The 18,126-nt window shown below is 66.3% G+C and carries 19 protein-coding genes, 1 pseudogene and 1 riboswitch; of the genes and pseudogenes, 2 read left to right on the top strand and 18 right to left on the bottom strand.

The genetic code is table 11. The annotated features are described in order from the left end of the window. Positions 1-377: pseudogene (locus KRR55_RS19020) on the bottom strand (ZIP family zinc transporter); the annotation flags it as partial. A gap of 185 nt (positions 378-562) precedes the next feature. Beyond that, positions 563-1,936, bottom strand: a complete 1,374-nt coding sequence (gene dnaB, locus KRR55_RS19025; protein WP_217390892.1) for a replicative DNA helicase — start codon at positions 1,934-1,936, stop codon at positions 563-565. Between the two features lie 515 nt (positions 1,937-2,451). Here dnaB and KRR55_RS19030 point away from each other — a divergent pair. After that, on the top strand, positions 2,452-2,877 hold the full coding sequence (locus tag KRR55_RS19030; RefSeq protein ID WP_217390893.1) for a DUF1801 domain-containing protein: 426 nt from the start codon (positions 2,452-2,454) through the stop codon (positions 2,875-2,877). Positions 2,878-2,971: 94 nt separating this feature from the next. Here the strand turns inward: KRR55_RS19030 and KRR55_RS19035 are convergent, their stop codons facing one another. The 14 genes from KRR55_RS19035 to KRR55_RS19100 form a co-directional block, all read right to left on the bottom strand. Then, a complete protein-coding gene (locus KRR55_RS19035) occupies positions 2,972-3,481 on the bottom strand; it encodes a flavin reductase family protein (protein WP_217390894.1) in 510 nt (169 codons plus the stop codon). Positions 3,482-3,548: 67 nt separating this feature from the next. After that, a riboswitch (SAM riboswitch) is annotated at positions 3,549-3,661 on the bottom strand. A 244-nt stretch (positions 3,662-3,905) separates the two neighbouring features. Then, entirely contained in the window at positions 3,906-4,532 is a 627-nt protein-coding gene (locus KRR55_RS19040; protein ID WP_217390895.1) for a dihydrofolate reductase family protein, read from the bottom strand. 214 nt (positions 4,533-4,746) lie between these two features. Then, positions 4,747-5,202 (bottom strand): 50S ribosomal protein L9, encoded by a 456-nt coding sequence (gene rplI / locus KRR55_RS19045; RefSeq protein WP_217390896.1) that lies wholly within the window; start codon positions 5,200-5,202, stop codon positions 4,747-4,749. 15 nt (positions 5,203-5,217) lie between these two features. Further along, a complete protein-coding gene (rpsR, locus tag KRR55_RS19050; protein ID WP_007269381.1) occupies positions 5,218-5,457 on the bottom strand; it encodes a 30S ribosomal protein S18 in 240 nt (79 codons plus the stop codon). Between the two features lie 62 nt (positions 5,458-5,519). After that, the gene (locus KRR55_RS19055) at positions 5,520-6,113 is read right to left on the bottom strand and encodes a single-stranded DNA-binding protein (protein WP_217390897.1); all 594 of its coding nucleotides are present in this window, start codon (positions 6,111-6,113) and stop codon (positions 5,520-5,522) included. A 44-nt stretch (positions 6,114-6,157) separates the two neighbouring features. Further along, positions 6,158-6,463: a 30S ribosomal protein S6 gene (gene rpsF, locus KRR55_RS19060; protein ID WP_071213679.1), complete on the bottom strand. Its 306-nt coding sequence runs from the start codon at positions 6,461-6,463 to the stop codon at positions 6,158-6,160. Positions 6,464-6,633: 170 nt separating this feature from the next. Further along, positions 6,634-8,760, bottom strand: coding sequence for an acyltransferase family protein (locus tag KRR55_RS19065; RefSeq protein ID WP_217390898.1), 2,127 nt, complete (start codon positions 8,758-8,760; stop codon positions 6,634-6,636). A gap of 74 nt (positions 8,761-8,834) precedes the next feature. Then, entirely contained in the window at positions 8,835-10,112 is a 1,278-nt protein-coding gene (locus tag KRR55_RS19070) for a M18 family aminopeptidase (protein ID WP_217390899.1), read from the bottom strand. Positions 10,113-10,163: 51 nt separating this feature from the next. Beyond that, positions 10,164-10,328, bottom strand: coding sequence for a hypothetical protein (locus tag KRR55_RS19075; RefSeq protein ID WP_217390900.1), 165 nt, complete (start codon positions 10,326-10,328; stop codon positions 10,164-10,166). A 12-nt stretch (positions 10,329-10,340) separates the two neighbouring features. Further along, the gene (locus tag KRR55_RS19080) at positions 10,341-11,057 is read right to left on the bottom strand and encodes a response regulator (protein WP_217390901.1); all 717 of its coding nucleotides are present in this window, start codon (positions 11,055-11,057) and stop codon (positions 10,341-10,343) included. Positions 11,058-11,065: 8 nt separating this feature from the next. Continuing rightward, complete coding sequence (locus KRR55_RS19085; RefSeq protein ID WP_217390902.1) at positions 11,066-12,400, bottom strand: sensor histidine kinase; 1,335 nt, start codon at positions 12,398-12,400, stop codon at positions 11,066-11,068. A gap of 29 nt (positions 12,401-12,429) precedes the next feature. Beyond that, positions 12,430-13,293, bottom strand: a complete 864-nt coding sequence (locus KRR55_RS19090; protein WP_254456423.1) for an ABC transporter permease — start codon at positions 13,291-13,293, stop codon at positions 12,430-12,432. Then, the gene (locus tag KRR55_RS19095) at positions 13,290-14,240 is read right to left on the bottom strand and encodes an ATP-binding cassette domain-containing protein (protein WP_217390903.1); all 951 of its coding nucleotides are present in this window, start codon (positions 14,238-14,240) and stop codon (positions 13,290-13,292) included. The genes KRR55_RS19090 and KRR55_RS19095 overlap by 4 nt, the downstream gene beginning before the upstream one ends. 148 nt (positions 14,241-14,388) lie before the next feature. Then, positions 14,389-14,979 (bottom strand): CGNR zinc finger domain-containing protein, encoded by a 591-nt coding sequence (locus KRR55_RS19100; protein WP_254456424.1) that lies wholly within the window; start codon positions 14,977-14,979, stop codon positions 14,389-14,391. A 76-nt stretch (positions 14,980-15,055) separates the two neighbouring features. Here KRR55_RS19100 and KRR55_RS19105 point away from each other — a divergent pair, with 76 nt between their 5' ends. Next, complete coding sequence (locus KRR55_RS19105; RefSeq protein ID WP_254456425.1) at positions 15,056-16,144, top strand: LLM class flavin-dependent oxidoreductase; 1,089 nt, start codon at positions 15,056-15,058, stop codon at positions 16,142-16,144. A 10-nt stretch (positions 16,145-16,154) separates the two neighbouring features. Here KRR55_RS19105 and KRR55_RS19110 read toward each other — a convergent pair whose 3' ends face one another. After that, positions 16,155-16,823 carry a response regulator gene (locus KRR55_RS19110; RefSeq protein ID WP_217390905.1) on the bottom strand — a complete coding sequence of 223 codons (669 nt, stop codon included), beginning with the start codon at positions 16,821-16,823 and terminating at the stop codon, positions 16,155-16,157. Next, positions 16,811-18,052, bottom strand: a complete 1,242-nt coding sequence (locus KRR55_RS19115; protein ID WP_217390906.1) for a sensor histidine kinase — start codon at positions 18,050-18,052, stop codon at positions 16,811-16,813. The genes KRR55_RS19110 and KRR55_RS19115 overlap by 13 nt, the downstream gene beginning before the upstream one ends. Positions 18,053-18,126: the final 74 nt, after the last annotated feature.

Consider the following 18,126-nt stretch of genomic DNA (forward strand, 5'->3'; position numbering starts at 1 on the left):
GGGATGCCGTCAAGCAACGCTCCGAGGGCTATCGCAGCTCCCCCGTTGGGCGCTCCGCCACCGCGGCTTCCGGCCCTCGTGGCGACCTTGCCCCGGCGTCGGTGTTCGGCTCCGAACCGCACCAGCAGGGAGTTTGCGCCCACATAGATGGTGGCTCCGGCCAGGAAACCCATCACCGTGGCCCACAGTCCGCCGACTTCCTCGGCCTCGACCACCAGTTCAAAGGCGAGGGCGGAAATCAGGACTCCCGCGCCGAACGCCATGACGCTCGAGACGATCTTCCGCGGAATGTCCAACCACCAGGCCGCGGCCGCACCAAGCAGCAGCGCAGACCCGGCGACGGTGCCCCACATCAACGCTTGCAAGGACATCAACATGGCGCCACGCTACCGCATAATGACTATTCACGCAGCGATTGCGCGCAGCCCATGATCGACTGACAAGCGCTGGACCAACGCACACGCCCTAGGCGGATCGCCTCGGGAACGCCAAACGAAAGCGGGCGGTTGCTCCGCCCCGAAACGGGGAGGGCAACCGCCCGCCGGGCGCCATGCGGTGGGAACTAGCCCATTCCGTCCTGTGCCATGTTGTTGAAGCGCGAGTAGTGGCCCTGGAACGCGACAACGATGGTCTTGGTCGGTCCGTTACGGTGCTTGGCCACGATCACGTCCGCCTCGCCGGCACGCGCCGACTCCTTGTCGTAAATGTCCTCACGGTGCAAGAGGATGACCATATCGGCATCCTGCTCGATGGAACCGGACTCGCGGAGGTCGGAGATCATCGGCTTCTTGTCGGTACGCTGCTCCGAACCACGGTTCAGCTGCGACAGCGCGATGACTGGAACGTCGAGCTCCTTGGCCAACAGCTTCAGCGCACGCGAGAATTCGGAGACTTCCTGCTGTCGCGACTCGACCTTTTTGCCCGAGCTCATCAGCTGCAGGTAGTCCAACACCACGAGCTTGAGGTCGTGCTTCTGCTTAAGCCGGCGGCATTTGGCGCGGATCTCCATCAGCGACATGTTCGGCGAATCGTCGATGAACAGCGGAGCGTCGTTGAGCCTGCCCATCGTGGTGGCGATCTTCGACCATTCTTCGTCCTGGATCGTACCCTTACGCAGGTTCTGCAGCGCGATGCTCGCCTCGGCCGACAGCAGGCGCATGGCGATTTCGTTGCGTCCCATTTCTAGGGAGAAGAAAACGGAGGTCATGTTGTTCTTAATGGACGCTGACCTGGCAAAATCCAGTGCGAAGGTCGACTTGCCCACCGCGGGACGTGCAGCAATAACGATCATCTGGCCGCCGTGCAGTCCCTGGGTCAACTCGTCGAGTTCGAAGATTCCGGTGGGTACACCGATTACGCCCTCGCCTCGGCTGCCGGCGGATTCGATTTCATCGACGGTGCCCTCGATGATGTCGCGTAGCGGGACATAGTCTTCGGCAGTCCGGCGTTCGGCGACCTTGTAGACCTCGGCCTGGGCCTCGTTCACGATGGCGTCGACTTCGCCGTCCTGCGAGTATCCGAGCTGCACGATCTTGGTACCGGCATCAACCAGGCGGCGCAGGACCGCACGTTCGCGAACGATCTCGGCATAGAAGCCGGCGTTGGCAGCGGTGGGCACTGACTGGATGAGCGTGTGCAGGTAGGCCGGACCGCCAATCCGGGTGATCTCGCCGCGCTTGGTCAAAAGGTCCGAGACCGTAACGGCGTCGGCCGGCTCACCGCGGCCGTAGAGGTCGATGATGGCCTCGTAGATGGCCTCGTGCGCCGGGCGATAGAAGTCCAGTCCCCGCAGCACCTCCACGCAGTCCGCGATGGCATCCTTGGACAGCATCATGCCGCCCAGTACGCTTTGCTCGGCTACGAGGTCCTGCGGCGGGGTGCGTCCATAGTCCGATCCATGTGAATCGGAACTGGTTTCGGTGCTGGCTAGCGACACGGGTTTTTCCCTTCAAGCTGCGCGGGTTCCCAAGTTTTCCGCATCATTACCTATTCAGTGTCTCAAGGAGCACGGACGATTCGTTAGGTTCAAACTCACACGTGCCGTAGGGCACCGCGAACCTGTGGAAATAGGTGGGGAACACTGTCACCATAGACCTGTTTTCCCACAAACCCAACACGGTTATCCACAGGCCGTGTGGATAACCTGTGAACCTTGCGGCGTGTTGTGTGCACAGTCTGGGGAGAACATTGTGGATTACACCAATTTTCTATCCACAACAAGGCTTTGACTAGGTATTATGTAGATTAACCCCTGTGGATACAAAGTATTTATCCACATCCTCCACACGCGGAAAAGTCGGTTATACACACAAAAACCCCGGGATTCCGGGCTTGGATTGGCCACCATTTCATAGTTACCCACAAGCTATCCACAGACACGCCGGAACTTCCGGCGGATCTGGGGATAGCGGGGATTGATGCAGATCACCAACGACTGACATACTGGGCCGCATGAGCGCCAACAAGACCGCACCGACAGCCGTTGACCCGGCTCAATTCATATCGGCAGTGTCACATCCGACCAGGCGCGCGGATGCCGAGGTCTTGCTCCGGATGATGGAAGAGGTCAGCGGAGAGCCCGCGGTTATGTGGGGCCCAACAATCGTTGGGTTCGGAAGCTACCACTACAAGTACGAATCGGGGCGCGAAGGGGATGCCAGCGCCATCGGTTTCTCCCCGAGGTCGGCGAACCTTGCCCTCTACGGGCTGACCATTGCACCGACCGCCGGCCCTCTATTGGAGAAATTGGGCAAGTGCAGACGCGGGGCATCGTGCCTCTATGTGAACAAGCTTGCCGACGTCGACCTGGACGTACTCACCCGGCTTGCCCGTGACGGCTACCGGCACATGACTGGCGTGGTGCACCACCCGTCTTAGGAAAACGTGCTGGCAAAGGCAAAGGGCTCAGTCCCCGTGGCGTCGAATCATGGATTCGGTACCACGGAGGCTGAGCCCTCGCATTTCAGGTTCCCTAGGAGACCAGCTGTTCGGCATCCAGGCGACGGAATGCCGAGCCGTGGAACACCAGCGGCGAGTGGGCGTTGTCGTGCGTCTGGTGGCCGTGCACGCGTAGCAGCACCACATGGTGGTCGCCTGCAGGGACCTCTTGCTCGACGGAGCAATCGAGCCACAGGGTGGCGTCATGCAGGAACAGTGCACCCTCATCGGTCGAATCAAGACGAAGCCCGGCGAACCTGTCCCCCGACTTTGAAGCGATCTGCCGGCACACGCCCTCGTTCTTTTCGCTGAGCACTGAAACCCCGATCCGCCCGCTGGTGCGCACCAACGGCCAGGTCTTCGAGGTGTTCTGGACAGCAAACATCACCAGCGGCGGATCCATGGAGACGCCAACCGTAAAGGACGAGGCAATGATTCCCTGCGGTTGCCCGTCAACGATGGCGCAGAGTGCGGCAATGCCGGATGGATGCTGGGCAAAGACGTTGCGCAGGGTGTCGGGGGTGAGGTCAGAGGTGAGTGTCATGGTGCTCATTCCTTCGGCTTCGGCCCACCATCGCGGTGCGTGCTACACACGCGCCAACCAACGAGGTGTGCGGTACTTGCCTCCGGGGTTCCGGTAGGCCGAATCATCACCTGGAGCACCCCACTACCGTGAGAGGGTTGCCGGCCAACGGGCCAGGGCCTTACGTTGACACTCTTGATTCTTCACCAACGTTAGAAGAAATAATTACGTCTCGTCAAAGTTTGTTTCGACATACGAAGTCACGAAGAGTAAGAATCGAAGATTGTGCGATCGTTTGCCTCGTAGGTGCCAAAGCTGCCCGAGATGCCCGCATTCGTTCCCGAACGCGTGGACGACAGCTGTCTGGCCGAAGAAGACGATGACATGGCCCGGGATTATGGTTGGCGTCCGCGTCATAAACGACGTGGCCAGCACCCCTTCCACTCTACGAGACGTCCGAAACTCCCGTATAAGTCGCATAGGAGGCATCGCCGGTGCGTTCGTAGACCAGGATGGCAAGCCCGCCCGGGGTGCTCGTGGCGTTGGAGAGCCGAAGTCCGGCGGGTGCGCCTCCCTCCGGGAAGAGTCGCCTTCCATGGCCAAGGACCACGGGCGCCACCACCAGTCGCAGCTCGTCAATCAGCCCCTCGCCGAGCAATGAAGCGGCAAGCCTGGCGCTCCCGTGGATCTGCAGCTCCCTGCCGGGGCGCGCCTTGAGGTCGGCAACCCGGGCCGCCACGTCACCGGAGAGGATGGTTGTTGGATCCCAGGTTCCCTCGCGAAGCGTTTGCGAGGCCACGTACTTGGGCAGGGAGTTCATAAGCTCCGTGAAGGGGTCGTCCGGGTCGGTGATTTGCGGCCAGTCCCTGGCGAATGCCTCATAGGTGCGGCGGCCAAGCAGCAGCCCGTCCGCTTCGCCGAGCCATTGCGCGGCCTGTTCGATGAAGGCCTCGTCCATGTGCGGGACGAACCATCCGCCCTGGGTGAATCCATCGGCGGTGTCTTCCTCGGGAGACCCGGGGCCTTGCGACACCCCGTCGAGACTCACAAACTCCGTTAATGTCAGCTTCATGACCGCGCCTTCTCACTTGTTTGGCTGCCCTTTCCCGGGATTCGAAGTGGCAGTCGATCCCGGAGGGCACTGCCCCATTTGGCCAAGCTACTCGACGGGAACGCCAGACGCCAGACCCCGATGCACCACCGGAGGCCTTAAACCACTGTGGACCCCGCCGAGGGCGGGGTCCACAGTGGTTTGCCGTCACACAAGACGGCGGGTGCACAAGGAATTACTTCTTTGCGGCAACAACCTGCAGTGAAACGGTTGCGGAGACATCGGAGTGCAGACGCACGGTCGCGGTGTAGTTACCAGTCGACTTGATGTGGTCGTTGATCTCGATGTTGCGCTTATCGATCGCGCCAACGCCGGCGGCTGCAACAGCCTTGGCGATGTCGTCGGTCTTCACGGTGCCGAAGAGGCGACCGGTAGCGCCGGCCTTGACGGTCAGCTTGACCGGCTTGGCGGAAAGCGAAGCGGCAAGTGCCTTGGCGTCTTCCAGGGAAGCAACGGCGCGAGCAGCACGGGCGGCCTTGATCGACTCAACCTGCTTCTCACCGCCCTTGGTCCAGGTGATGCCAAAGGCGCGCGGGAGAAGGTAGTTACGTGCGTAACCGTCCTTCACCTCAACGATGTCGCCTGCGGCACCGAGGCCGGTAACTTCGTGGGTCAGAATGAGCTTTGCCATGTTGGTATACCTTCCTTAGCCGCGGCCAGCGCCGGAGTAAGGCAGCAAGGCTACTTCACGCGCGTTCTTGATGGCCTGTGCGATCTTGCGCTGTTCCTGTACGGAAACACCGGTAACGCGACGGGCACGGATCTTTCCGCGATCGGAAATGAACTTGCGCAGCAATGCTACGTCCTTGTAGTCGATGACAGTGATGTCAGCGGCCTTCAAGGGGTTGGACTTTGGTTTGGGCTTACGGAGTTCAGCCTTAGCCATCGTGGAGCTCCTTTATCAGGTGGAGCCCGCAGAATTTTCTGCGGGATGGTGAATAATTTTGTTTAGAAGGGTGGTTCGTCGGAACCCGGGTTGCCCCATCCGCCGTTGTTTCCTCCGGCAGGAGCACCCCATGGATCGTTCGCCGGTGCATTCCAGCCGCCGCCGGAGTTTCCGCCAGCGTTGCCGCCACCGAATCCACCGCCGCCGCCTTGATTGCCACCGCTGTAGCCGCCGGCATTTGCGCCTGCGTTCTGCTGGCCACCAAAGCCACCACCACCGCCGGCGCCGGAGCGCTGGGTGCGGGTGACCTTTGCGGAAGCGTAACGCAGCGACGGGCCGATTTCATCGACCTCAAGCTCGGTGACGTTACGCTTTTCGCCTTCCTTGGTTTCGTAGGAACGCGACTTGAGGCGGCCCTGGGCGATGACGCGCATGCCCTTGGTCAACGTCTCGGCGACGTTTTCGGCCGCCTCTCGCCACACCGACGCACGGAGGAACAGCGTGTCGCCGTCCTTCCATTCATTGGTCTGGCGGTCGAAGGTTCGCGGGGTCGAAGCAATGGTGAAGTTCGCCACTGCCGACCCTGACGGGGTGAAACGCAGTTCCGGGTCAGCGGTCAAATTACCAATAACCGTAATGACTGTCTCGCCTGCCATTGGAGCCTCCTAAAGTGTTGTTCTACGAAGATCGGACAGCAGAATTACTCTGCTACGACCTTTGCCTCTTCCGGGCGGGTGATCTTGGTGCGCATGATGGTCTCATTGAGGCCCAGCTGGCGATCAAGCTCTGCGGAAGTAGCGGGGGTAGCGGTGAAGTTAACTACCGCGTAAATGGCCTCATTCTTCTTCTGAATGTCGTAGGCCAGGCGGCGACGGCCCCAGATGTCAACGTTCTCGATGGTTCCACCATCGTTACGGACAACATCGAGGAACTTACCGAGGGTCGGTTCAACGGTTCGCTCGTCGACCTCGGGGTCGATCAGCACCATCAATTCATAAGCACGCATGTGAACCCACCTCCTTTGGGCTAAACGGTCACGGCATTTCCGCAACAGGAGGTTCTTTGCATTTGCTGTCGCCACAACCCGATTGCCGGGCGCGGCAGAAACAGCCTCAACCATTCTAGCGGAAAATCACCGCCGCACCCGACTGGGCCGGGTGCGGTGTATCACGGGGCTCACCGCGCGGCTTCCATGAGCCCGTCGGCGCGCAGCCGATCCACGAGCCTGTCGCCGAAGACCGGGGCGAGCGTGCGGATATAGGTGTCCGAGACGTGGTGCTTGTCCCGGTACACCAGGACGTTCCCGATGACTGCGGGGCAGAAGCCGTCGGCGCAGAACTGGTCGGAGAAATCCAGCACCTCCGTGCGCGGCTCGCGCTTGGCAGCGGCCAGCGTGTAGTCGTTGGCCTCGAAGGCCCGTGACTCCGGGGCCCCGCAGGTTTCGAGTTCCTCGGGATTTTTTGCCACGCAGTCCCGCGCGTAGGCCTTGGTCCCGGGGCGCGGGGTGTCGATGATCGGATAGACCTGGATGCCGGCGTCCTCCAGCTGGCCCCAATAGTCCGCGAATCCCGCGGCGGCGCCCTTCTCGAAGGCGGCTCCGGCCCAATGGCTGGTCACCACCGCATCCACGTCCCCACGGGCCAGGATCCGCTTGAGCGTGTCCTTGTTGGCCTGGTGGCAGGAAATGCTGCCGTCGGCCTCGGCGATGCGCTTGGTGGCGCTGAAGGGGCAGGAGTTCTTCAGGTAGGTCAGCAGCGTCCAGTCGTTTTTCTTGGCGGTGGCCTCCATCGCCTCGTACCAGTGCGTGGCGTGCGAGTCCCCCACCAAGGCAATCGTCAGTTTCCCGTCCTTCACGCCCTTGGCGCATTCGACGGTGACTGGCGATTTGGGTTTCTGCACGCAATCGCCAAGGTCAGGCAGGTCGGCCCCGGCCTCGGCGGGCAGCGGGACGATCTGTCGCACGCCCTCCAGGTAGGCCGGTGCCCCGGCGGGGACCGAGGCGGCGCCGAAACCGGGCGGCGGGGAGGCCAGCAGGGTCGCGGCGGCGCGCTCCTGGGCCGCGATGCCGCGCTCGGCCAGGGTTCCGGGGGCCACCGCCAGCGCGGCGACGAGCACCAGGGCGGCGGCCCCCGCGCCCAGGGCCCGCCAATTCGAGGCGGCCAGCGGGGCCAGGGTCCGCACCGGGGTCTCGATCCAGCGGTAGCTGGCCCAGGCCAGGAGCAGCGAGAGCACCAGCAGCCCGATGCTCTGGGCGGGACCCGGCTCGCGGCCGGCGAGGACCAGGAAGAACGTGAGTGCGGGCCAGTGCCACAGGTACAGCGAATAGGACACGTTGCCCACCCATTGCACAGCGGGCAGTTCCAGGAGTTTTTGCGGGGCCAGGGCGCCGCGGGTCTCCCCGGCCAGGATCACCGCCAGGGTTCCTGCCACCGGCAGCGCCGCCGACAGGCCGGGGAAGGGGGTCTTTGGATCAAAGCCGAAGGCGGCGGCAGCGATTGCGGCGAAGCCGCCCCATGCCAGCGCGGTCCGCACGCCGGGCACCGCGAGCCAGCGGCCGCGGGGCTCGCTGCCGGGTTCCGGCTCGGCGAGCAGCAGCGCCAGCAGGCCGCCGGCGGCCATTTCCCAGACGCGGGCGGGGGTGATGAAGTAGGCGGCGGGGTTCCCGGCGGCAACCAGCACCATCGAGTAGGCCAGGGAAGCGAGGACAACCGTGCCGAAGACCAGCAGGAGCGTGGTGCGTGGAAGCCCGCCGCCCGATTCGCGCCGGCCCACGCGCCCGCGGGTCCCGGCCCGCCTGCGGGCCAGCCACACGGCCAGCAGCACCAGCAGCGGCCAGAAGAGGTAGAACTGCTCCTCGACGCCGAGGGACCAGAAATGCTGCAGCGCGGTGGGCTCTTCCTCGGCGGCAAGGTAGTCGACCGCGTTGGCCGCCAGAACCCAGTTTTCCACCGAGAACGCGGAGGCCAGGGCCGCGGTCCCCACGGTTTTCCACTGCGTGGCGGGCAGGAAGGCCAGCGTCGCGGCCAGCACCGCGAGGATCACGGCAAACGCGGCGGGCAGGATCCGGCGCACCCGCGCGGCCCAGAAGCCGGGAAGGTCGATGCGCCCGGTCCTGCGCACCTCGCGCAGCAGGTGCCCGGTGATCAGGAACCCGGAGATCGCGAAGAACACGTCGACCCCGACGAAGCCGCCCGGGACCATGCGGGGCTCCAGGTGGTAGGCAACCACCAGCAGCACCGCGACGGCACGCAGCGACTGGACCTCGGGCAGGAAACGGCGTGGTGGCTTCGGGTCGGCAATCATGTCCGCGAGCAAAGCACGTACCGGTTAACGGCGGGTAACCGCCCGGTGTTAACCGCGCGATTCCCGGGGAATTCTCAGGCGGCGAAGAACGCCTCGGAGATCCTGGCCAGGCGCAGCGGATCCGCAACGCCGCACATTTCACGTGCCGAGTGCATCGACAGCAGCGGGATGCCCACATCCACGGTGCGGATGCCCAGCCGGGTGGCGGTCAGCGGGCCGATGGTCGACCCGCAGGGCATCTGGTTGTTGGACACGAACTCCTGGTACGGGACATCGGCGGTGGCGCAGAGCCGGGCAAAGAGCGCCGCGCCCACCGCGTCGGTGGCATAGCGCTGGTTCGCGTTGATCTTCAGCAGCGGCCCGGCACCCAGCAGCGGGCGGTTGGCCGGGTCGTGGCGCCCGGGATAGTTCGGGTGCACCGAGTGCCCTGCGTCGGCCGACAGGCAGACCGAGTCGGCGTAGGCGCGGTTGCGGTCCTGCAGCGTGGCGCCCAGCCCGTGCCCGATGCGCTCGAGGACGTCCTGGAGGAACGGGCCGGAGGCACCGGAGCGGGAGGCCGAGCCGATTTCCTCGTGGTCGAAGGCCGCCAGCACCGCAATGTGCTCGCCGCCTCCCAGGGCCGCGTGGTGCACCAGGGCGGTGAGCGAGGCGTGCACCGAGGAGAGGTTGTCCAGGCGTCCGGAGGCGAAGAACTCGCCCGAGCCGCCGAACACCTCACCGCGCTGCGCATCGGCAACGACCACGTCGTAGCCGCCGATCTCCGCGGCGTCCACGCCGGCCGCCTCGGCCAGCACCGCCAGCACGTCCCCCTGGCCCGGGTCCCCGATCCCCCACACCGGGTTCATGTGTTGCTGCTTGTCCAGCGCGAGCCCGTCGTTCACGGCGCGGTCCAGGTGGATGGCCAGCTGCGGGAAGCGCAGCATCGGTGCGGTGCGCGCCAGCACCTCGGTGCCGTCGAGCAGCACCAGGCGCCCGGCGAGCAGCAGCTCGCGGTCAAGCCAGGAGTTCAGCAGCGGGCCACCGTAGACCTCCACGCCGGCCTGCAGCCAGCCGTGCGCGCCGGTGGTGGGCTTGGGCTTGAGCTTGAAGGAGGGCGAGTCGGTGTGCGAGCCCACGATGTGGAAACCCGTCGTGGCGGTCGCGTCCTCGGGCTGCACCCAGGCAATGATCGCGCCGTCGCGGATCACGTAGTGCCCGCCCGCCGCCGGCTCCCAGGCCTCGGTCTCGAGCAGCTCGGTGAAGCCCGCGGCGGCCAGGCGGCGGGCCGCCTCCGCGGCGGCGTGGAAGGAGGAGGGGGACGCCGCGACGAAGGCGGAAAGGTCGTTAATGTGCTCGAGTGCTGCGCTGGACATGCGTGTTTCCTTGGCTCGTGGACGGACGGGCGTGGATGCGGGCGGGGGCGCCTAGGCGTGGGTGCGGACCAGGGCCACCACGAGCGCCCCGACCCCCAGCACGATGCTAGCCCACCCGGGGACGGGCAGGGCGAAGAGCGTGAGCAGGAAGGCGCCGAGGACCCCCAGCACCACCGCCAGCAGCAGCCAGGGGCTGCGCAGGAATTCGGAATTCATGGGCATGCCTCCCTAGTAGTCCAGCCCCTGGCTGGGAATGACCAGCCCGGTTTCGTACGCGTAGACCACTGCCTGCACGCGGTCGCGCAGGTGCAGCTTGGTCAGGATCCGGCGCACGTGGGTCTTCACCGTGGCCTCGGAGAGGAAGAAACGGTGCGCGATCTCGGCATTGGACAGGCCCTCGGCCATGGCGCCGAGCACCTCCAGCTCGCGCGGGGTCAGGTCCCCCAGCAGCGGGTCGCGTTCCGGGACCGGGGCCGTGGAGCGGTTCGGGGCGCCGTCGCGAACATAGGTTTCCAGCAGCCGGGCCGTGACCCGGGGGGCGACCACGGCGTCGCCGGAGGCCACCAGGCGCACCGCGTTCACCAGCTCCTCGGGCGCGACGTCCTTGAGCAGGAAGGCGCTGGCCCCGGCCTGCAGCCCGGAGAACGCGTATTCGTCCAGGTCGAAGGTGGTCAGGATGATGATCCTGGCCTCGGGCAGCTCCCGGACGATGCGGGCGGTGGCCTCGATGCCGTCCATGGTGGGCATCCGCACGTCCATGAGCACCACGTCGGGCTTCAGCTTGAGGGCCTGCCGCACGCCCTCGGCCCCGTCGGAGGCTTCCCCGAGGATTTCCAGGTCGTCCTCGCCCTCAAGGATGAGCCGGAATCCCATGCGCAGCAGCGGCTGGTCGTCGACCAGCAGCACCCCGATGCGGGCGGCGGAGGTGGAGGTGGTTTCGGTCATGCTGGTGTTCACGATCCTTGGTGTTGGTTCTTGGGTGCCGGATGCGTGCCCGCCGGCGGCGCAGTGTCCTGCGGGCAGCGGGTCGTTTGCGGCAACTTGAGTTTAGCCACGACGGTCCAGCCGCCGCGGGAGGCGGGTCCGGCGCGCAGCGTGCCGTCGAAGAGCGCGGCCCGCTCCTTCATTCCGCGGATGCCCTGGGCCGAGCCGATGAGCTCGCGACGGGCTCCCTGGTCCGTGCCGTCGTCGTGGATCCGCACGGTGACGTCGTCGCGCACCCGGTGCACCGCCACCTCCACGGAACCGACGTTGCGCCCGTAGCGCAGCACATTGGTCAGGGATTCCTGGATGATGCGGTGGACGGTGAGCTGGAAGGTGGCGTCCTCCGGCAGCGCGGGACCGGACTGGGTGTAGCGCAGCGGCAGGCCGGCAACCCGGAATCCCGCCAGCATCTCCTCGAGGGACCCGCCGGCCGGCTGCGGTTCCAGCGACGCCCCGTCGCCGGTGCGCAGCACGCCGATGACCCGCCGCATGTCCCCCAGGGCGCGGCGCCCGGTGGTGGACAGCTCGCCGAGGACCTCCCCGGCCCGCGCGGGGTCGCGCTTGAGCACCACCGCCGCGCCGTCTGACAGCGCGATCATCACCGAAAGCGAATGCGCCACCACGTCGTGCATTTCCCGGGCAATGCGGTTGCGTTCGCGCAGCTGCGCCAGCGTCTGGACCCGCTTGGCCCAATTGTCCAGCTCGGCCTCGTGCAGCCGGTTGTTGCGCACCGCCGCGCCGATGGCCACCGCGGCCGCATTGGTTCCCAGCAGGAAGGTCAGCGACAACGTGATGGTGAGGGTCAGGCCGCCGATTTCCGCCAGGGCGGCCTGGTCCTCGGGCGAGTCGGTGAACATCGACGGCAGCCCCATGGTCACGAAGACCAGTCCCTGGAGCGCCGTGATCAGGGCAGTCAGGGCGAACATGCGCCGCGCGGCATACTTGGTTGACGCCGCATACAGGGCGATCCACAGCCCGATGTTTCCGCCGAAGTACTCGGAATCCAACAGGATCGCGCCGGAGTCGAAGAGCACCACCACGATCAGCACGAACATGGGGCGGCTGCGCCGGAAAAACAGCGAGGCGCCGGTGGCCGTGAGCAGGCCCAGGGTGGCCCAGTGCCCCGAAATCGCCGCCTCGACGATGCTCGGGGCGGACATCAGGAAGTAGAGCGCCACCACGGAGGTGTCGACGAGCGCCGGGCGGCGGCGCATGAACGCGCGCAGCGGTCCGATGCGTTGTGCCGAGATCTCGGCAAAGCTCGCCTCCGGGTTCCCGGGGGCGGGCGCCGTGTTTTCACTCATGTCCCTGAGCCTACCGAGCCGGGCGTGTTCTAGATATCGCGGCGCTGCAGCAACACTGCGGCGGCGGCCAGCGGGAGGACGATCCAGGCCCCGACCACGAGGCCCAAGGCCCAGGGCTCCAGGGCCCCCGCGGCGCCGGGCACCTGCATCAGCGCGGTTCCGGCCTTGTCCGGCAGGAAGCGGGCGGCGTCGGCCAACCAGGAAACCGCCATCGACAATCCGTCCACGGCCAGCGGAAGCATGAAGAACAGCGCCGCGAGCACCACGATGCCGCCGGCCGAGTTCCTCAGCAGCGTTCCCAGCGCCAGGCCGATCAGCGCCACCATGACCACGTAAAGCACCCCGAACCAGAGGTTGCGCTGGGACATCTCGGAGGCAAAGTCCAGCGGCAGGTCGTAGTTCTCGGCAATCGGCCTGGCCACGAAGAACGCCGCGAGGAGCGAGGCGAGGGCAACGAGCGCCGAAACGACGGCGACCATCAGCGCCTTGGCCCAGAACACCGGCTGCCGGGTGGGCGTCGCCACGAAGGTGGAGCGGGCCGAGCCGGTCGCGAACTCGGAGCTCATCACCATCACGGCCATGGCGCCGATGACCAGCTGGGCAAAGATCAGCCCGCTGGACGGAAGCGAGGCAGTGAGCTCGTTGAGGTCGCCCATCTGGGCAGCCATTTCCGGGTCGGACCCCATGGCCTTGAGGGAGGCGCCGACGCCCCACACGCTGAGGGCGGCGATTCCCACCATCACCACGAGGGTGGACAGGATCAGGATCAGCGTGGAAGGCAGCGAGAAGAACTTGATGAATTCGCTGCGCAGCACGCCGGCGAAGGTGAGCCTTCCGCCTCCCGCGGCACCGGGCGCGGCCGAACGCGGTCGTTTCATGGTTGCGGTGCTCATGCCTGGCCCTGCTTTCCGGTGGAGGTGGCGGCAAGCTCGTTGCCGAGGTGGGAGTGGTATTCAACCTCGTCCTGGGTCAGCGCCATGTAGGCCTCTTCGAGGGACTGCCGGACGGGAGTGAGCTCGTGGACGAGGATCTGCAGTTCCAGCGCACGGGTTGCAATTGCCCGGCCGTCGAGGCCGGTGACCTGGATGGTTTGGGCGTCGACCCGGGTCAACTGAACGTCGTGGGCGGCCAACCCGTTCATGAGTTGCTCGGCGGAGTCGGTCTTGACCTTGCAGGTGGGCACATTTGCCCCGCCAATGATGTGCTCGATCGGCGCATCGGCGATGATGCGACCGCGGCCGATGACGATGAGGTGGTCGGCGGTCAATGCCATTTCGCTCATCAGGTGGGAGGAGATGAACACGGTCTTGCCCTGCGCCGCCTGGTGGCGGGCGAGGTTGCGGACCCACAGCACGCCCTCCGGATCCAGGCCGTTGACCGGTTCGTCGAGGATCAGGGTCTGCGGATCGCCCAGTAATGCCACAGCGATGCCCAGGCGCTGGCCCATGCCCAGCGAGAAGCCGCCGACCTTCTTGGACGCGACGGCGCCGAGGCCGGTGAGTTCGATGACCTCGTCGACGCGGGTGGCGGGGATCGAGTGCGTTGCCGCCAGGGCCCGCAGGTGGGTGCGTGCGCTGCGGGAGCGGTGGACGGATTTGGCTTCGAGCAGGGCGCCGACCTCGCGCAGCGGCGCACGGTGTTCCGCATACCCGCGGCCGTTCACCTTGACGCTGCCGAAGGAGGGCCGGTCGAGTCCGACGACCATGCGCATGGTGGTGGATTTTCCCGCGCCGTTCGGGCCGAGGAATCCCGTGACCTTGCCCGGCTGGACGGTGAAGGAAATGCCGTCGACCGCACGCTTGGTGCCGTAGTTCTTGGTCAATGCCTCTGCTGTGATCATGCCTTCAACGTTACGGAGCAACGCCGGTGCGGTCGCCGCCCAAGCGGATGATCTTCGCGGATTTCCCAGTCACTCTTCCGGCGTACGGCAATCCCCCCCGGGAACCGGCAGCCCCCCGGCGCTGGCGCCGCCCGACGCGGGTCCGGGGTCAGCCGGCCTGGGCCCGTTCCAGCTTGCGGGCGTAGGCCCGGGCCGCCCGCACGCGGTCGCCGCAGCGGGTGGAGCACCAGCATCGACGGGCGTGCGTCCGCAGCAGGAACCGGTCGCAGGACGTGGCCTCGCATTGCGCGATCAGCTCGGCCTGGCCGCCGGTCAGCAAGGCGGCGGCGTCCTCCGCGATCTGGGCCATGGCGTGTTCGACCAGCCGGGTCACCGGGTGCTGTGGGACCCGGCGAAGTCCGCTGCCGGCGTCATACTGCAGCAGCGGTGCGCTGGGCACCTTCACCAACGCCCGGTTCACGCTCTCCACGGCCTCCGGCGCGGGAGCGCCGCCCGCCACCCGGGCAGTGAAGAGGGTGCGCAAATTTCCGCGCAGGGTCGAGAGCTGGTCCTGGCAATAGGCGAGCAGTGCGGTTTCGGCCGGAACCAGGTGTTGCGCCACGAGCCACGCGGTGGCTTCGGCCGGGCTCCCCAGGTCGTCCGCCACGTGTCCGCCGGGAAGGCTAACGGCGCTGTTGACCAGGGCGAGGCTCGGGTGGTCGTCGGCGCCGGGAGCAGTGGGAAGTGGGATCCTTGACATAGATCTCATGGTATCAGTTGTATTTTTCCGTGATAAGACGCTAGCCTGATAGTCACGCTTAAATTGAATATTTTCCATGAGAAATGAGAGAGAACCCATGATCCAGTCACGCCCCTTGGGCAAGGCGCCCTTCGTCCTTTCGGTGCTCGACAATGCCATCACCGGGGTGGGGCATACGGCACAGGAGACCTTCGGGGAAATCATCGCGCTCGCGCAGTTGGCCGAGAAGCGCGGCTTCGAGCGCTTCTGGATGTCCGAACACCACGCCATGCCCGGTGCCGTGACCTCCTCGCCCCAGTTGATGGTCGCTCGCCTGACCGGCGAGACGCAGCGGATCCGCCTCGGTGCCGGCGGCGTGATGCTGCCCAACCACGCACCCTTGGTGATCGCCGAACAGTTCGGCATGCTCGAGTCGCTCGCCCCGGGACGCATCGACCTCGGCCTGGGCCGCGCGCCGGGAACCGACGGGCAGACGGCGGCGGCGCTGCGACGGCGCCACAACGCCAATGACGACTTTCCCCAGCAGGTGCTGGAACTGCTCGGCTTCATCGACGACGACTTCCCGCAGGGACACCCGTACCAAGATGTCCACGCCGTGCCGGGTCCCTGGCTCGCGGAACAGAACCGGGTGCCGCGGCCCGAGACGAATCCCGAGGTCTGGATCCTGGGCTCATCCCCGTACTCGGCGCAGCTGGCGGGCCAGCTGGGCCGCCCCTACGCCTTAGCCCTGCAGTTCGGCAGCGCCGACGTCGTCACGGCCATGCGGCTCTACCGCGAGAACTTCAGGCCCTCGGAGCTGCTGGGCGAGCCGTACAGCCTGGTCAGCGTGGGCGCGATCGCCGACAACGACCCGGCCGAGGCACGCCGCCAGGCGACGTCCACGGCGATGGCGATGATGCGCATGTTCCAGCGCAAGCCCTTTGCCCTGCTGCCGCCGGACGAGGTCGAGGCCTACCCGGCCAACGAGCACGAGCGCGCGATCCTCGAGGAATGGACCGACCGCACGCTGCACGGCACCGCCGCGGAGGTTGCCCAGGGCCTGGAGCTGCTCCACCGGCAGACGGGTGTCGACGAAGTGATGCTCGTGGTCGGCGGCCACTCGCGCCAGGCCCAGACCCGGACCGTGGAGCTGATCGCCGACCACTACGCCCTTCCCGTGCTTTAGCCGGGGGACGCTAGCGGGCCTCCGACTCGAAGACGCAGAGCGCCACCTGGACGCGGTTGTCCGCGCCGAGCTTTTCCAGCACCCTCCCGATGTGGGTTTTCACGGTTGCCAGGGAGATGAACAGCTCCTCGGCGATTTCCTGGTTGGAGCTGCCGCGCGCCATCGCCGCGGCGATCTCGCGTTCCCGCTCGGTGAGCACGGCGAGCCGTTCGAGTGCGGCGTTGCGCCGCGTGGATTCCGGCCGCGAGCCGGCGACGGCAATGAGCTGCCTGGTCACCGTTTCCGAGAGCATGGTGCGCCCGGCGGCGACCTGGTTGATGGCCTCCATGAGCTCGGCCGGCGGCGTGTCCTTGAGCAGGAACCCGCTGGCTCCCATCCTGAGCGCCGAAAGCACCATGTCATCGGTGTTGAAGGTGGTCAGGACCAGGATCTTTTGCCCCGGGTCGGCCTGCAGGATCTCCTCGCTGGCGGCCAGCCCGTCCATGACCGGCATGCGGATGTCCATGAGCACCAGGTCCGGCGCCAGTTTCCCGACCAGGGACACCGCCGAACGGCCGTCGGCGCATTCGCCCACGACCTCGATGCGCGGGTCGGATTCGAGGATCATGCGCAACCCGGCCCGCACCAGGTTCTCGTCATCGACCAGCACGATGCGAACCGATTCGCCTACTGTCCCCATGGCAACCACACCTTCAGCACAAATTCTCCCTTGCTTCCCGGATCAATCTGCAGTTCCCCGCCGGCCAGCCGCACCCTCTCGGCCAGGCCGGTCAGCCCCAGCCCGGAGCCGGGCAGGGCCCCTGCACCCGGGGCCGGTGGCGGCACCTCGGCCAGCCTGTTGGAGGCACGCAGGGAAAGCCGCTCTTCCGCGTGCCCACCGATCTCCAGCCTGACATCCTGCCCGGGCGCGTGCCGGCGGGCGTTGGTCAGCGCCTCCTGGACGATCCGGTACAGGTGGCGCCCGGTGGCCTCGGACAGGGCGTCGAGGCGATCCCGCGCCTGCGGTTCCATGACCAGCTGGACCGCGGTGCCCACCGCCCGGCTCGCATCCAGGATTTCCTGCAACTGTCCGAGGTTCGGCTGCGGCCTGGCCAGCTCGCCGTCAAAGAGCGTGTTGGGGTCGCGCAGCATGCCCAGCACCTCGCGCAGCTCGCCCAGGGCCAGGTGGGAGTTTTCGCGAATGACTCCGGCCGTCTGCCTCGTTTGCTCCGGCGTCAGGTCGCTGCGGAATTCCAGCGCCCCGGAGTGCAGGGCGACCAGCGAGAGCCGGTGGGCCAGGACGTCGTGCATTTCGCGTGCAATGCGGGTGCGCTCGTCGGCCTTGGCCGCGTGGAGCTGTGCCTCCCGTTCACGCTCGGCACTGTGCAACTGCCGGCGCAGGGAAACGGCGAGCTGCCGCCGTCCCCCGATGTACATCCCCAAAAGCACCATCAACCCGACCATGACCAGTGCCACGATGCCCACTTGCCACCAAGTGGTCGTGTCGTCTTCGGTCACCAGCTCGGCACCCACCAGGTAATCCCCCAGCGGCACGGCGGCCAGGAACAACGCCGAAATGCCGGCGATCTCCCAGGGCCTGCGCCGAGTGGCGAGGGAAACCACGCCCAGCATGGTGAACCCCGCGCCGATGGAGGACGGAATCGAGAGCAGCACCAGGGCCGCCGCGATGGGCACCGGGAAGCGGTGGCGGAAGGGATAGAGCAGAAGGGCTGCCAGTCCGCACAGCATGTCCAGCCCCACCAGCAGGCCCACCGCGTCCATGTCCGCCTCGGAGTCCGGCGAATAGGATTCGTAGACGAAGGAAAAGAAGACGAATCCGAGCACGAGGCCCAGACCGACGCGCCAGGCCTCGGATAGGAACCGGCGCAGTCGGGTGCGCGGGGCGGCCGGTTCGTGTGCGGTGGTCATGGGCTTAACGTTACCGGCGGGGCCCGGGGGCCGGTATCGACCGAAAGGACCACGTCGGACCGTCTTCCCGGCCA

The organism is Paeniglutamicibacter quisquiliarum, from assembly GCF_019084045.1.
In the GTDB taxonomy this organism is placed as follows: domain Bacteria; phylum Actinomycetota; class Actinomycetes; order Actinomycetales; family Micrococcaceae; genus Paeniglutamicibacter; species Paeniglutamicibacter quisquiliarum.

Bases quoted from the DNA above. Each gene is read 5' to 3' on its own strand.
- KRR55_RS19085 (WP_217390902.1), bottom strand. From the start codon at position 12,400: ATGAGTGAAAACACGGCGCCCGCCCCCGGGAACCCGGAGGCGAGCTTT.
- KRR55_RS19115 (WP_217390906.1), bottom strand. From the start codon at position 18,052: ATGACCACCGCACACGAACCGGCCGCCCCGCGCACCCGACTGCGCCGG.
- KRR55_RS19080 (WP_217390901.1), bottom strand. From the start codon at position 11,057: ATGACCGAAACCACCTCCACCTCCGCCGCCCGCATCGGGGTGCTGCTG.
- KRR55_RS19075 (WP_217390900.1), bottom strand. From the start codon at position 10,328: ATGAATTCCGAATTCCTGCGCAGCCCCTGGCTGCTGCTGGCGGTGGTG.
- KRR55_RS19030 (WP_217390893.1), top strand. From the start codon at position 2,452: ATGAGCGCCAACAAGACCGCACCGACAGCCGTTGACCCGGCTCAATTC.
- KRR55_RS19040 (WP_217390895.1), bottom strand. From the start codon at position 4,532: ATGAAGCTGACATTAACGGAGTTTGTGAGTCTCGACGGGGTGTCGCAA.
- KRR55_RS19070 (WP_217390899.1), bottom strand. From the start codon at position 10,112: ATGTCCAGCGCAGCACTCGAGCACATTAACGACCTTTCCGCCTTCGTC.
- rpsR (WP_007269381.1), bottom strand. From the start codon at position 5,457: ATGGCTAAGGCTGAACTCCGTAAGCCCAAACCAAAGTCCAACCCCTTG.
- KRR55_RS19095 (WP_217390903.1), bottom strand. From the start codon at position 14,240: ATGATCACAGCAGAGGCATTGACCAAGAACTACGGCACCAAGCGTGCG.
- KRR55_RS19110 (WP_217390905.1), bottom strand. From the start codon at position 16,823: ATGGGGACAGTAGGCGAATCGGTTCGCATCGTGCTGGTCGATGACGAG.
- rpsF (WP_071213679.1), bottom strand. From the start codon at position 6,463: ATGCGTGCTTATGAATTGATGGTGCTGATCGACCCCGAGGTCGACGAG.
- rplI (WP_217390896.1), bottom strand. From the start codon at position 5,202: ATGGCAAAGCTCATTCTGACCCACGAAGTTACCGGCCTCGGTGCCGCA.
- KRR55_RS19065 (WP_217390898.1), bottom strand. From the start codon at position 8,760: ATGATTGCCGACCCGAAGCCACCACGCCGTTTCCTGCCCGAGGTCCAG.
- KRR55_RS19090 (WP_254456423.1), bottom strand. From the start codon at position 13,293: ATGAGCACCGCAACCATGAAACGACCGCGTTCGGCCGCGCCCGGTGCC.
- KRR55_RS19100 (WP_254456424.1), bottom strand. From the start codon at position 14,979: ATGTCAAGGATCCCACTTCCCACTGCTCCCGGCGCCGACGACCACCCG.
- KRR55_RS19035 (WP_217390894.1), bottom strand. From the start codon at position 3,481: ATGACACTCACCTCTGACCTCACCCCCGACACCCTGCGCAACGTCTTT.
- KRR55_RS19055 (WP_217390897.1), bottom strand. From the start codon at position 6,113: ATGGCAGGCGAGACAGTCATTACGGTTATTGGTAATTTGACCGCTGAC.
- KRR55_RS19105 (WP_254456425.1), top strand. From the start codon at position 15,056: ATGAGAAATGAGAGAGAACCCATGATCCAGTCACGCCCCTTGGGCAAG.